Genomic DNA, 12,409 nt, shown 5'->3' with positions numbered 1-12,409 from the left:
GGGTTCACTCTACCCAGGGACTGGAACGGTGCTTTTGGAATCTTTCTAAAAGCTTTGCGGGATACCGCCTCTGTTACTTTAACGGGTAATAGTGCTATCGTCGCATTGTCCGGGAACAACCGGATAAATGTCGCGTAAATGTATCAGGCGCCAATCTATGAACTGGATCAATTGGCGATCGCTATGGATTTCGGGTCTGGTTGGTCTCATGGCTTAGGGCGACTCTCCCTGGGAATCATATTTCACTGGCGATCGCCATATTTTTAGCCCTATACCCTAGGCGACTTCCCAACTACTGGAGACATTAAATGAATATTTTTGGCATGGGTTTACCAGAGATGGCAGTCATCCTGGTATTAGCACTTTTGATTTTTGGTCCGAAAAAATTACCCGAAATGGGTCGCAGTTTAGGAGAGGCGATCCGCAAGTTTCAAGAAGCCTCCCAGGAATTTAAGACCGAGTTTAATCGAGAAGCAGAACAGATCCAAGCTGCTACTCGCCCCCAAAATACTAACTCCGAAAGTGATAATTCTTAGCAGCAATTTTGTCCTCTGCAATGGCTTTAATACCACAATTAATTGTAGGTTTAGGTAATCCGGGGTCAAAATATGACCGTACCCGCCACAATATTGGCTTTGAAGCCGTCGATTTTTTGGCTGACAAGTGGGGGGCTACCCTGTCGGAAAACCGTCGGTTTCAGGGGGTATTTGGTGAGGCTAAGATGCGATCGCATGACAAGCTGTATCTCCTGAAACCCTTAACCTACATGAATCGGTCAGGTCAAGCTATTCGGTCTGTGGTGGACTGGTACAAACTCCCCCCGGAATCCGTGTTAGTGATTTATGATGACATGGATTTACCAGTAGGACGGCTGCGCCTGCGGCTGTCCGGTTCCGCTGGGGGACATAATGGCATGAAATCGGCGATCGCTCATTTAGGGACTCAAAATTTCCCTCGCCTGCGCCTGGGAATTGATAAACCCCAAGCCGCAGTCCTTAACCACGACCGAGAAACCATCTCCCACGTCCTGGGTAAATTTCCCCCTAATGAGCGCCAGACTATGGATAAACTGTTACAACAGGTATTAGAAGCCATAGAATTAGCCCTAGAAGATGGAGTAGAAAAAGCTATGAGCCTTTACAATAGTCGCAGTGTTGACTAATGTCCAGAATCTGAATTTCCTGCATTATCCCAGGAGGTTGCCAGTGACTCATGCTAGAGGTCCTTTACCCGAAACCAATGCCCATATCCGCATTACCCGTCAGTCCTGGCAGTCTGGTATTCTCGAAGGAGATGTCAGCGCCGGGGACTATGTATGGCAATTTCAATGGCGATTTAGACAACGTAAAAGTTTAGTGATTCGACCCTCCCAGGGTCGCGCTTTAATCCAAGAACCCCTAGGGCGATTTCTGGAAAAGTGGGACTATAAACTTGAACCAGGCGGCGATTATTCTTTTACCATTCGCGCTAAGTTTTGATAGTCAGTTATCCCGTGATTATCGTGATTTACCGGTTCTGACCCACCAGAGAAGATGTCGGCAGTAAGGAGGTAAGATGGCGATTCATTTCCTCTAAATATCTGGCTAGTTGAGAATAATCACGGCTAGTTAGTAGGGGGTTATCCTGACTATTTAACAATGATTCTAAAGGCAAAACACGATAATTGAGTTTGCCATGAAGTGAGTATCGATGCACCCAAGTGGGTAAAGCTATCACCTCAGCAATTTCTATAGTTTCATCAGGAAAATTCTTGTTAATTCTCACCTTAAAAATAACTCCCACATCCCGATAATTCCCCCGCTGATTAGAAATGAAATTCCCCATTGAGTAAATAGCCACAGCTTGGCGGATAGTACCATCTTCCTCCGTGATATCAAAAATTTGATAGGGTTGAACCACATGGGGATGACTACCTAAAATAATATCCGCACCCGCATTAACCAAACTGGCGACCAGTCGTTTTTGTTCAGCATTCGGCTGGCGTTGATATTCGGTGCCAAAATGCAAAGCCACAGTAACTATATCAACTCCTAATTCTCGCGCTTTCTGAATATCTTGGATGATTTTCGCTTCATCAATTAAGTTAACTAAATAATCCTTTCCCCTAGGGATAGGAATGCCATTAGTGCCGTAGGTATAGGCAAAAAACGCCATTGATATATCATTCTTTTCAATCACAGTAATGGTGTCTGCTTCCTCCTGGGAGGCGGCTGTACCGACGGGAACCAAACCTCTACTTCTGACATTTTCCAGAGTTGTTAATAAACCAGCTTCGCGACGGTCTAGGGAGTGATTGTTAGCTGTGGTTAAAATATTAAATCCGGCATTTTTCAGGGCATCTGCGAGGGTATCCGGTGCATTAAATAAGGGATAACCTGTATATCCGGTTGCTGAACCTGCTAGGGTAGTTTCTAAGTTCCCAATTACCCAATCTCCGGTTTGGAGAATGTCGCTAACTTCTGTAAAAAAAGGGTCATAATTATAAGTGTTTGTGCTGGGATTATAACCGGACCTAATTTGTGGTCCGTGCATCATAATATCGCCAACGGCAATTAATAAAGCTGACTGGGTATAGGGTTTGGGGGGTTTGGTTAAAGCGGTGAGTTTCTCTGGGTCTATGGGTTCAACCCTAGCACTGGGTACAATATCGCAGCCGATAACCAAGAGAAACAAACTACCAGAAATCAGGGTGAGCAATTTTTGAGGCAAAACTTTACATATATTCATATCGTGGAGATCGATGGAGTAAGTAGAAAGCACGTTGACAGCTAAGATAGCATATCAGGTATGATCCGGTGAGGGGCATTGATTATAGATAATTCCTACCACCGATGTGGCAGTTTCAGAAGTTGTTATGACTACAGAGAGAATTTCAGCGCCAAGAAGCGGGAAAGGTCAGGAAAAACGCCACCAGTTAAGAAGGTGGCACTTTTCAAGCTGATATCTGTAGTCAGAAAGGATAGTTTACATACATACAAGTTCACCAATTCACTAACACCTACCCACTATGCTTGACAAAATTGCTACGGCTATCTTTGCTGCTTTCCTGGCTTTCCCTGGCGCTACTAACTCAGAAGTGGCGGAAACTCATGTAGCCCAAGGGATACAGTGTAACCCTAAGGGTTCCATGGCTGAAATGAAAAAATGTGCTGATGATGATTATCGAGTAGCCGATCGCAAACTGAATGAAGTTTACCAACAACTGACCCCGAAAGTGCAAGGGGAGGAAAGACAGCGCCTGATTGCAGCACAACGCGCTTGGATTCAATTCCGCGACACGAATTGTAGATTTGAATCGGCGGAAGCGTTGGGGGGGACTTTAGAGGGTCTGCTGTTCACCAACTGTCTCACTAAGATGACCACCAATCGCACGGCTGAATTACAGGCATATATAGCACGACAGGCCAGCAATGAGCAACCGCAAATGGGACAAGTTACTAATATCGTTCAGGGGGACATTATGTGCTATGTGACCCTTAAAGATCAGATGAACCGGGAACACCAGTTAGGCGCAACTTTCGATATTTGTGCTAAGGCTAATCAATTCATCAATCGTCGGGTTTCCCTAAAATATTCACTGCAAAATGTTAATGATTGCGAAAGCATTGAACCCTGTGGAAAAACCCGCCAGGAATTGCTGATTAGCAGTATGGATGTTGTCAGGTAGGTAGTTGAGAGCCTAACTTTTGTGTGACGCTAAGGGGTACAATGGTTAGGCTTGGCATCTTCACATCAGGGGGTTTTCCTGTTCTTGATGTGGGGAGGAACTCGGAAAGAGGTTTGACTTTGGGTGTAGAACTGCGAAGTTATGTTTATCTGGACAATTTACAGCCCCAACACGCTGCCTATATTGGGACGGTATCGTTGGGGTTTTTGCCGTTACCTGGGGATGCGTCCCTGTGGATTGAAATTTCACCGGGAATTGAGATTAACCGCATTACTGATGTGGCTTTAAAGTCTACGGCTGTCCGTCCTGGTGTTCAGTTTGTGGAAAGGTTGTATGGTTTGTTGGAAATTCACTCTAGCCGCCAGGGAGATACGTTAACGGCGGGTAGGGCGATTTTGGATGCTTTGGGGGTACAAGAAAGCGATCGCCTCAAGCCGCGTGTGGTCTCTAGTCAAATTATTCGCAATATTGACCCTCACCAGGCACAATTGATTAATCGGACTCGCCGGGGACAGTTGTTGCTGGCTAAACAAACTTTATATGTTTTAGAGGTGCAACCAGCGGCTTATGCTGCTTTGGCTGCGAATGAGGCGGAAAAGGCGGCTTTGATTAATATTCTACAGGTGCAAGCGGTGGGGAGTTTTGGACGTTTGTATCTGGGTGGAAATGAACAGGATATTTTGGCGGGGTCGGCGGCGGCTTTAAATGCGATCGCTAATGTTTATGGTCGCGATACCTTATTTGCGGAAAGTAAGGAGTGAGGAATAGGGGGGTTATTATGGCTAATATTGAACAATTGGCAATCTTGAGGCGGGGTGTGGTGAAATGGGAGTTTTGGCGGCGCGAAAATGCGGCGATCGCACCGGATTTACAAGAGGCTAATTTCTCTGGTTTTCACCTGGAAGGGGTGAATTTAGAGGGGGCTAATCTTCATGGCGCTAATTTAAGGGGTGCTAAATTGAGGTTGGCTAATTTAATGGGGGCTGATTTAGCAGGTGCCAACCTGGAAGGTGGTGATTTGCAAGGGGCTAATTTAATGGGGGCGGTTTTACTGGGGGCTAATTTATCTGATGGGAATTTGACTGATGCGGATTTGGGAAATGCTAATTTAATTGGGGTGGAATTTCGAGAGGCGATCGCCCGTCGGATTAATTTGAATGGCGCAAACCTAAGACGGGGGAATTTTACCCAGGCGAATTTAGCGGCGGTTAATTTGAATCAGGCTAATTTGAGTCACGCTAATTTCCATGAGGCGGTTTTGATAAATGCGATCGGCTATCAAGCCTATTTTTATGGTACTAACTTAGTTAATAGCCATTTAAATGGGTCTTATTTCTGGGGGGTTAAGTTCACTAATTCCCAATTAATGGGGGCTGATTTGCGATTCGCTAATCTCAGAAAATCTGTTTGGGAAAACATCGACGCAAGAGGTGCGAATTTGCGAGGCGCTAACCTGAACGGCGCTATTTTACACTCAGTTGATTTACGCGGTGCGAATTTGCGAGGCGCTAACCTGAACGGCGCTATTTTAAAACGGGTTAATTTGGATGATGCTATTCTACCTTATAATTAATCATACATCATAAGAAACCCGGTTTCTCTAAGAAACCCGGTTTCTCTAAGGAATTAAAAATTCCAATGGTTATAGAAAAAACTACCTTCCAAATATCACCCACTCTAGGAAGCTATAGCTACGATAGTTTGGTTGTGGCTGCCGTGATGGTAAATTCTGAAGATAATTGTCGTATAATTTGGGAGAATAACTATAGCTGTTAATCACCATATTTAAGGCATTTATTAATCGTTGTTCAGCAGGTATAGTTAAAGACCAATTTAGGGGTAATTGTTCACCATTTTTTCCCGTACCAGTTACCAGTAAAATCGGCGGAATTGTGGGATATGATTCACTAAATAGCAATAATAATTCCCAACCATTTACATGCAGACATACCGCGATAAATTCCCGTCCTTCTAGGTGCTTGGTAAACAATTGGGACGATTGATTGATATCAAAATACCGCTGCACGTTTAGCAGATCTTTTTCGACGATATTAGAAATAGTTGATAACTTGTGCATGATGGTTGACTCCAGTTAATTGATAAAAAGGTGAGGCTAATCAATCTTTTGAATAAATGCTCACTTAAATTTACTTGTCTTTTAGTAATTCCAGTGAGCATTTATGGGGATTTACTCAGCCACTAAACTCGGTAACTAACTCGTAACTTATCCTTTTTGATTTTGAGTTTAGTTATTTCAACTTTCCCTAAAACTCCTAGGCTTTCAGGATGAGTCCCACCACAAGGAACAGCCATAAAGTCACCGATCGCAATTGAGCGATTTGAGAAAGGATCGCCACAGATAGAAACGGGTAAATCAGCATCAATTGCCTTTGTTAATGCAGCGGAAAGTAACTCATTAACTTCTTCGATATTGGGAAGATTTCCAGTTAGCTCAATTCTCGCTTCTCCTGGCCAGTGATGACCTCCCATGGCTTGAACACCTGGAAAAATATTCTCCATTAATGAAGCAATAAGATGTCCAGCCAGATGATATTTTCCATTAATGAGTCGCCATGTTTCATCAACTTTCATCTCCACTTGCTGTCCCACAGTGAATGATTCCACAGTTTCAAGGTAATGATTAACTTCATCATTACTCTGATCAACATGGACAACAGAAACACCACTAATTGTTCCTTTGTCGGCTTTTTGTCCACCTCCCTGGGGATGAAACAAAGTCCGATCTAGTCGTACAAAAGGTTTATCACCATATTGGATATAAGTGATTTGTGCGGTTCCTTGCATTTCGGAAAAGCTAGTCAAGTAAAGTTTTTGGGTTGACATGGTTTTGCTCCTAAAATTAGTGAGATAAATTCGGGTTAGGCTAGAAAAATCTAGCCTAAAATCCTGCCTTTTAACTCCAATAAGATAAAAATTGGTTAGCACTTCGATAACCAATAAAACAGGACATAGTTACACGCACACCTGCGGTGACAGGTTTAACTGCATGAACATAAGTAGACTGAAAAAGAATTAAATCACCGACTTCTGGTTGGATAGTTACGTCGGGATTTCCTAAAAGTTTACGGTCAATTCCATAGCTTCCTGGAATTTTCATCATTTCGTATTCTTGACGTGACATTTTTTGACACCATAGCTCTAATTCACCCCCTTCAGCTACTTGTAAAAATACATTGCCAGCTAATTGAGTTTTCAGTTCATTAGCACGCAAGCATTTAGGAGCATCCCACTGTAAAACATCAAGATGAGGCAGAATTTCAGCATTAGTTTTAAGGACCCTTGACAATCCTACACTCATGGTTTTTCCTTCGATATTTTCTAGGGTAGCACCTCCTGGCCAAACTTCTTCTAATTCCAAGCGCAATTGATCCATGGGAGATAAATTAGGCAAAAACAAGTTGCGCGATTGGCGAATATTGGGCAATGCTTGTTGATAGTATTGCTCATATAGCATCGGATTTTCATAAGTTTCAAAGTAAGATAATCCAATCCGATTAACTTGTTCTGCTCCGGGATTTTGGTAAGCAGAGATTCTGTCATCTTCAATCATTTTGGATGCGTACTTTTTGCACAGTTTTTGCGAGTAAAATTTGGGAATACGCAGAATGGCAATATCACCCTCCAATAAAGCCTGTAAGTCCTGGTAATCCAGTTTAGAACTGACCCGAGTTAGTTCCGATGATGTCCCCCTGTTGCTGATGATTCTCAGTGGAGGAGTTGACCCAAAATTTTCGGATGCTTGTGCTGCTGTCATTTTCAATTCACCTTTAATTTGTGATTGTGCCTTGAAAACAAGATGATATTCAGCTATAATCGCTTAATAATCTTGCAACTGTCTCACCTGCAATAATATTGAGTCCTCAACTGTGATGTCCTCAAGTTGTCTGAACATTCTCTGTCTGCATATTGTGAGACTCAAACGCGCATTGTATCGCCGGATACTAAGCTGCGTCTGGAGAGGTGTTGTTTCCTCTATGTGTCCACTATGACCCAACCCTAAAAAGAAAAGGTGGGGTATCTGTGGGAAATTAGTGCTTGTGGTTTGTGGGAGATTTGTAGGAGCCATGGGACGGGATCTGAATGGGGGTGAGTTATGGATATTGAAGTCGCTCTGAAATTTATTGAGGATCTGCTGGTTATCAAGTCGGCGAGAAAGTTGACGGAGGATGAAAAAGCTATACTCAAGGGAACTTGGGACGATTTAACACTGGATCAAATACCGGGTAAATACAGTCTTCAAAACGTGGCAGATATTAGAAAAACGGCGAGCAAACTCTGGAAAGATATTTCTACTGTATTTGAGCCACGGATTAAAGTTACTAAACCGAAACTGAAAGGAATTGTCGAACAGCAGTGGAGACTCAGACAAGAACCGGAAACCCCAGAAATTGATCGGTTAACGGATCGTGATTTTGTGGGACGGGAAGAAGCGATCGCCGATTTGGATCGTTTGGTGGAAAGGGGTGCGACTTGTATTTTGATTCAAAGTCCGGGAGGGGTGGGAAAAACGGTTTTGGCGGAACGATATTTAAGCGAACGTTTTAATCAGCCACTTTTGCGCTTTGATATTGCTAAAGATACCCAAAATATTAACTCGGCGGAGGGTTGGATTGAACAAAATTTGCGGAAGTTGGGGGAGGAACCGGGACGGGAATTTTTAGTGTCCTGCGATCGCCTGCGGACTAAGTTACAATCTGATGCGATCGCCATTTTGATTGATAACCTGGAACCGGCTTTAGATAAAAATGGAAAGTTGATCGACAATCATCGCAGTTATGTGGAATTATTACGGGTATTGTGCGATCCATCTCTCAAATCCCTGACTTTGATTACCAGTCGGGAACGGGTTTGCGAAAATTTGGAGATGACACTCTATCCCTTAAAGGTTCTGAGTGTGGAGGCTTGGCGGGAGTATTTTAGTCAAGAAGGGTTAAACGCAGATTCTCCCGTTTTGGCGCTCATTCATAAAGCCTATGGTGGGAATGCTTTGGCGATGAATATTTTGCGGGAACGGATTGCTTTAGATTACCAGGGAGATATTGAAGATTACTGGGAGTTTCATTATACCGAGGAAGGGGTGTCGGTGGAAAGGGCCGTTCAAAATTTGCTGGTTGAACAATTTAGCCGCCTAGAAAGTGTTGATATGACGGCTTATCAATTACTCTGTCGGATGGGGTGTTTTCGGTATCAGGATGTGCCAACTGTTCCCAGAAATGGGTTATTGTGTCTATTATGGGATGTGCCGAAAAAAGACGCTTTAGGTGCGATCGAGAGGTTGTGGAATCGCGGTTTAATTGAGCGTGTCAATCGTGAGTATAAGTTACATCCTTTGATTCGACAAGAAGCGTTTGAACGATTAAAAATTAGTCAAGATTGGGAAAAGGCTAACCGTACAGCAGCAGAGTTTTGGACGGATAGTATTGAAAAAATTGAAACTGTTGAAGATGCTATAATAGCTCATGAAGCTTATTATAATTACTTTGCTATCAAAGATTTTAAAAAATGCTGTGAAGTTATTGTTAAGATACGAGAAACTCAAGACTGGGATAACTTAGAAACTCTTGGTAGAGCTTATTATAGGCTGGGTCTAGCGGATAAAATGATTAATTCAATTTTCAATATCTGTAATTTTTTTAATTTACAACAAAGTGTTTATAGTCCCAAGATTTATAATGTTTTGGGAGCTATGTACTGGGTTAAAGGTGAAATTAATTTGGCTATAAAATATTATGAAAATGCAGAGTCTTTATCTATAAAATTTGATGATGCTGATATGCTTGCTAATTCATTACTAAATTTAGGTTTATGCAAGCTGGATTTACGTTATTTGCCGGAATCATTGCATTTTTTTACAAGATATATGCAATTGAGCATCGCAAAAAAATTGAGTGAACATCTAAAGACATCATATTATTGTTTGGCTTTAGTAAATTCTTTATTACAACAAAAAGATGAAGCAGCGCAATTTTTAGAGAGTTTTTTTAAAAAATCATACATCTCTTGCACTCCTTGGCAGAGAGGATATTCATTTTTATTTTGTGCGGAAACTTTTAAAAATATTGATTTAACTCAACGGTCTTTTTATTTTTATCATGAAGCTCTTAAATTTGCTAATAACGAGTTTTACTATCCTCAAGTCCAAGCTAAAGCACTCACCGGAATTGCTGAACTTAATCGCATCCAAAACGACATGGAATCTGCTTTAAAGTATCACACTGAATCTATCCAAATTTTAGAAAAAATTGGGGCAAAATGCGACTTAGCGGAAGCGTATTATCAACTGGGTTTAAGCTATAAAGCCATGGGAGAAATCGCAAATAGCCTAGATTATTTTAACAGAGCGATCGCCCTTTGGGAAAAAATTGATGCACCGAAACAAATCGAAAGAGTGCAGAACTCAATAAATGAGATAAACTAAGGGATTATCCGTAACCCACCGAATAAGTCCACCTTAGCAGTCAATGGAATCAGTGAAGTTATGTCAAGTTTTCCGCCACCTCTAGCGCAACCTCAATCCCTCCAACAATGCCTTAAACAGTATTTTGGCTATGACAGCTTTAGACCAGGACAACAGGAGATTATAGAACAAGTGCTGCAAAAGCGGGATGTACTCGCGATTATGCCTACAGGGGGTGGAAAATCCCTGTGCTTTCAACTTCCCGCTCTCTTGAAACCCGGTCTGACATTGGTGGTTTCGCCTTTAATCGCTTTAATGCAAGACCAGGTAGAAGCGCTAAAAGATAATGGTATTGGGGCGACATTTCTGAATAGTACCGTAGATATTCACGAAGCGCGTCAGCGAGAGTCAGCTATTCTACAAGGTCAAATTAAGCTGCTTTATGTAGCACCGGAAAGGTTACTATCTCCTCAGTTTTTAGAGTTTTTAGACCGCCTTGAGGCGGCATTTGGCATATCAACTCTGGTAATTGATGAAGCTCATTGTGTCTCGGATTGGGGTCACGATTTTCGACCAGAATATCGACAAATTCAACAGGTGCGATCGCGTTATCCTCACGTCCCAGCGATCGCTCTCACGGCTACGGCTACGGAACGGGTCAGATTTGATATAATTAAACAAATTGTCCTCAAACAACCTTATGTTCACGTCGCCAGTTTCTACCGTTCTAATCTCTACTATCAGGTAATCCCTAAACAACCGAAAAAACGGTTCCCTCAACTATTAAAAGTAATTGAATCGATGTCAGGTTCAGGAATTATTTACTGTTCCAGTCGGAAAAGGGTGGAAGAAGTCGCATTAAAATTACAACATAATAATATCCCAGCCCTCCCCTATCATGCGGGAATGGCGGATAGCGATCGCCTAGAAAGTCATACCCGTTTTATCCGAGATGATGTCCGAATTATCGTGGCTACTATCGCCTTCGGTATGGGTATAGATAAGCCAGATGTCCGGTTCGTTATACACTACGATTTACCGAAAAGTTTGGAAAACTATTACCAAGAGTCAGGACGTGCTGGACGGGATGGGCAACCGGCTCAATGTCTGCTATTTTTTAGTTATGGGGATATGAAAACCATTGAATATTTGATTGAGCAAAAGCCTGATGTTGATGAACAAAGAATTGCGCGCCAACAGTTGCGACAGGTAATTGATTATGCTGAGTCTACCGAGTGTCGGCACCGCATTCAACTGCGCTATTTTGGAGAGGAATTTCCCGGTAATTGTGGCACCTGTGATAATTGTTGCCATCAACGACCTATGGAAGATTGGACAGTGGAAGCAATGAAGTTTCTATCCTGTGTGGCGCGGTGTCGGGAAAGGTTTGGGATGAGTTATATTATTGATGTGTTGCGGGGTGCTAAAAATCAAAGGGTTTTGAGTAGGGGACATGATAAACTTTCCACCTATAATATAGGACGAGACCGGACTGTTGATGAGTGGAAAATGTTGGCGCGATCGCTTTTGCATCAAGGACTGTTAGACCAGACTAATGATGGCTATTCTATTTTGAAGTTAAATAACCTCAGTTGGGAGGTGATGAAAAGACAGCGGGAAGTCAAAATTGCGGTGGTACGCGATCGCCAACTTCCACAACAAACTTGGTCTATGGCGGCGGATGTTAAAATGTTATTAGAGCATCTCCGTCAAGTTCGTAAACAACTGGCTGACCAAAATGATATTGCTCCCTATAAGATTTTTTCCGATTCGACTTTGGGGTTAATGGCGCGAGAACGTCCCCAAACTAAACAGGATCTGTTGAGACTTTCTGGGGTGACTGCTTATAAGGTTCAACATTATGGTCAGCAGTTCTTAAATGCTATCCATCAATATTGTCTGGAACAAGGTATTCCCCTCAAGCCTACTAAACCGCCATTACCTGCTGTTTCATCATCATCTATCTCTAAGTGGTATCATGTCTCCCCTACTGTTCTGCAAACCTGGGAGTTATTTAAGCAGGGTTTAAATGTGGAAGAGATCGCTTATCAGAGAGGCTTAAAATCTACTACGATTTATGGTCATTTGGCGGATTTAATTGCTAACAATTATGGCGATATCGATATTAATACATTGGTATCTCCTGAACGACAACAGGTGATTTTAGAAGCGATCGCTATTTTGGGAGATGAACACCTAACAACAATTTATGAACATCTAGGAAAAGCCTACAGTTATGGGGAAATTCAATTAGTTAGGGCTTTATGGCGATCGCAAAATTCCCCCGATATTGAGTTTTGATTGGGTAATTGATAATTCTTATC

Annotated in this window: 13 protein-coding genes and 1 pseudogene; 10 read left to right on the top strand and 4 right to left on the bottom strand. The window is 42.4% G+C overall.

Annotation, left to right across the window (positions count from 1 at the left end; all coding sequences use genetic code 11):
• From ACTIE0_RS05760 to ACTIE0_RS05740, 5 genes and pseudogenes are all read left to right on the top strand, one after another.
• A pseudogene (locus tag ACTIE0_RS05760) lies at nt 1–138 on the top strand (zinc ribbon domain-containing protein); the annotation flags it as partial.
• Nucleotides 139–267 carry a hypothetical protein gene (locus ACTIE0_RS05755; RefSeq protein ID WP_006624571.1) on the top strand — a complete coding sequence of 43 codons (129 nt, stop codon included), beginning with the start codon at nt 139–141 and terminating at the stop codon, nt 265–267. It begins immediately after the preceding pseudogene.
• 41 nt (nt 268–308) lie between these two features.
• Nucleotides 309–536, top strand: a complete 228-nt coding sequence (locus ACTIE0_RS05750; protein WP_006618394.1) for a TatA/E family twin arginine-targeting protein translocase — start codon at nt 309–311, stop codon at nt 534–536.
• Nucleotides 537–556: 20 nt separating this feature from the next.
• Nucleotides 557–1,162: an aminoacyl-tRNA hydrolase gene (pth, locus tag ACTIE0_RS05745; RefSeq protein WP_006624572.1), complete on the top strand. Its 606-nt coding sequence runs from the start codon at nt 557–559 to the stop codon at nt 1,160–1,162.
• A 43-nt stretch (nt 1,163–1,205) separates the two neighbouring features.
• Nucleotides 1,206–1,478: a DUF3146 family protein gene (locus tag ACTIE0_RS05740; protein WP_006670369.1), complete on the top strand. Its 273-nt coding sequence runs from the start codon at nt 1,206–1,208 to the stop codon at nt 1,476–1,478.
• 28 nt (nt 1,479–1,506) lie between these two features.
• Here the strand turns inward: ACTIE0_RS05740 and ACTIE0_RS05735 are convergent, their stop codons facing one another.
• Complete coding sequence (locus ACTIE0_RS05735; protein ID WP_006624574.1) at nt 1,507–2,727, bottom strand: CapA family protein; 1,221 nt, start codon at nt 2,725–2,727, stop codon at nt 1,507–1,509.
• Nucleotides 2,728–3,007: 280 nt separating this feature from the next.
• On the opposite strand from ACTIE0_RS05735, the gene ACTIE0_RS05730 reads away from it, so the two are divergent.
• The 3 genes from ACTIE0_RS05730 (at nt 3,008) to ACTIE0_RS05720 (ending at nt 5,240) form a co-directional block, all read left to right on the top strand.
• Nucleotides 3,008–3,667 carry a lysozyme inhibitor LprI family protein gene (locus tag ACTIE0_RS05730; RefSeq protein ID WP_006624575.1) on the top strand — a complete coding sequence of 220 codons (660 nt, stop codon included), beginning with the start codon at nt 3,008–3,010 and terminating at the stop codon, nt 3,665–3,667.
• Between the two features lie 119 nt (nt 3,668–3,786).
• Nucleotides 3,787–4,428, top strand: coding sequence for a beta-carboxysome protein CcmP (gene ccmP / locus ACTIE0_RS05725; RefSeq protein WP_008051135.1), 642 nt, complete (start codon nt 3,787–3,789; stop codon nt 4,426–4,428).
• Between the two features lie 17 nt (nt 4,429–4,445).
• Nucleotides 4,446–5,240: a pentapeptide repeat-containing protein gene (locus ACTIE0_RS05720; protein WP_006670371.1), complete on the top strand. Its 795-nt coding sequence runs from the start codon at nt 4,446–4,448 to the stop codon at nt 5,238–5,240.
• Between the two features lie 81 nt (nt 5,241–5,321).
• On the opposite strand, the gene ACTIE0_RS05715 is transcribed toward ACTIE0_RS05720, so the two are convergent.
• From ACTIE0_RS05715 to ACTIE0_RS05705, 3 genes are all read right to left on the bottom strand, one after another.
• Nucleotides 5,322–5,744, bottom strand: coding sequence for a hypothetical protein (locus tag ACTIE0_RS05715; protein ID WP_006670372.1), 423 nt, complete (start codon nt 5,742–5,744; stop codon nt 5,322–5,324).
• 122 nt (nt 5,745–5,866) lie between these two features.
• Nucleotides 5,867–6,511, bottom strand: coding sequence for a serine-tRNA(Ala) deacylase AlaX (locus ACTIE0_RS05710; protein ID WP_006670373.1), 645 nt, complete (start codon nt 6,509–6,511; stop codon nt 5,867–5,869).
• Nucleotides 6,512–6,581: 70 nt separating this feature from the next.
• Complete coding sequence (locus tag ACTIE0_RS05705) at nt 6,582–7,442, bottom strand: 2OG-Fe(II) oxygenase (protein WP_006670374.1); 861 nt, start codon at nt 7,440–7,442, stop codon at nt 6,582–6,584.
• 339 nt (nt 7,443–7,781) lie between these two features.
• Between ACTIE0_RS05705 and ACTIE0_RS05700 the strand changes: the two genes are divergently transcribed.
• The gene (locus ACTIE0_RS05700; protein WP_006670375.1) at nt 7,782–10,106 is read left to right on the top strand and encodes a tetratricopeptide repeat protein; all 2,325 of its coding nucleotides are present in this window, start codon (nt 7,782–7,784) and stop codon (nt 10,104–10,106) included.
• 60 nt (nt 10,107–10,166) lie between these two features.
• The gene (gene recQ / locus ACTIE0_RS05695) at nt 10,167–12,386 is read left to right on the top strand and encodes a DNA helicase RecQ (RefSeq protein ID WP_006670376.1); all 2,220 of its coding nucleotides are present in this window, start codon (nt 10,167–10,169) and stop codon (nt 12,384–12,386) included.
• Nucleotides 12,387–12,409: the final 23 nt, after the last annotated feature.

The sequence above is a fragment of the Limnospira sp. genome (assembly GCF_051859755.1).
GTDB classification, from domain to species: Bacteria; Cyanobacteriota; Cyanobacteriia; order Cyanobacteriales; family Microcoleaceae; genus Limnospira; species Limnospira fusiformis.
This window is presented reverse-complemented; position numbering and strand designations above follow the sequence as displayed.

Coding starts and splice junctions, on each gene's coding strand:
- ACTIE0_RS05735 (WP_006624574.1), bottom strand. CDS start 2,727: ATGAATATATGTAAAGTTTTGCCTCAAAAATTGCTCACCCTGATTTCT.
- pth (WP_006624572.1), top strand. CDS start 557: ATGGCTTTAATACCACAATTAATTGTAGGTTTAGGTAATCCGGGGTCA.
- ACTIE0_RS05750 (WP_006618394.1), top strand. CDS start 309: ATGAATATTTTTGGCATGGGTTTACCAGAGATGGCAGTCATCCTGGTA.
- ACTIE0_RS05755 (WP_006624571.1), top strand. CDS start 139: ATGTATCAGGCGCCAATCTATGAACTGGATCAATTGGCGATCGCTATG.
- ACTIE0_RS05715 (WP_006670372.1), bottom strand. CDS start 5,744: ATGCACAAGTTATCAACTATTTCTAATATCGTCGAAAAAGATCTGCTA.
- ACTIE0_RS05730 (WP_006624575.1), top strand. CDS start 3,008: ATGCTTGACAAAATTGCTACGGCTATCTTTGCTGCTTTCCTGGCTTTC.
- ACTIE0_RS05720 (WP_006670371.1), top strand. CDS start 4,446: ATGGCTAATATTGAACAATTGGCAATCTTGAGGCGGGGTGTGGTGAAA.
- ACTIE0_RS05710 (WP_006670373.1), bottom strand. CDS start 6,511: ATGTCAACCCAAAAACTTTACTTGACTAGCTTTTCCGAAATGCAAGGA.
- ACTIE0_RS05705 (WP_006670374.1), bottom strand. CDS start 7,442: ATGACAGCAGCACAAGCATCCGAAAATTTTGGGTCAACTCCTCCACTG.
- recQ (WP_006670376.1), top strand. CDS start 10,167: ATGTCAAGTTTTCCGCCACCTCTAGCGCAACCTCAATCCCTCCAACAA.
- ACTIE0_RS05700 (WP_006670375.1), top strand. CDS start 7,782: ATGGATATTGAAGTCGCTCTGAAATTTATTGAGGATCTGCTGGTTATC.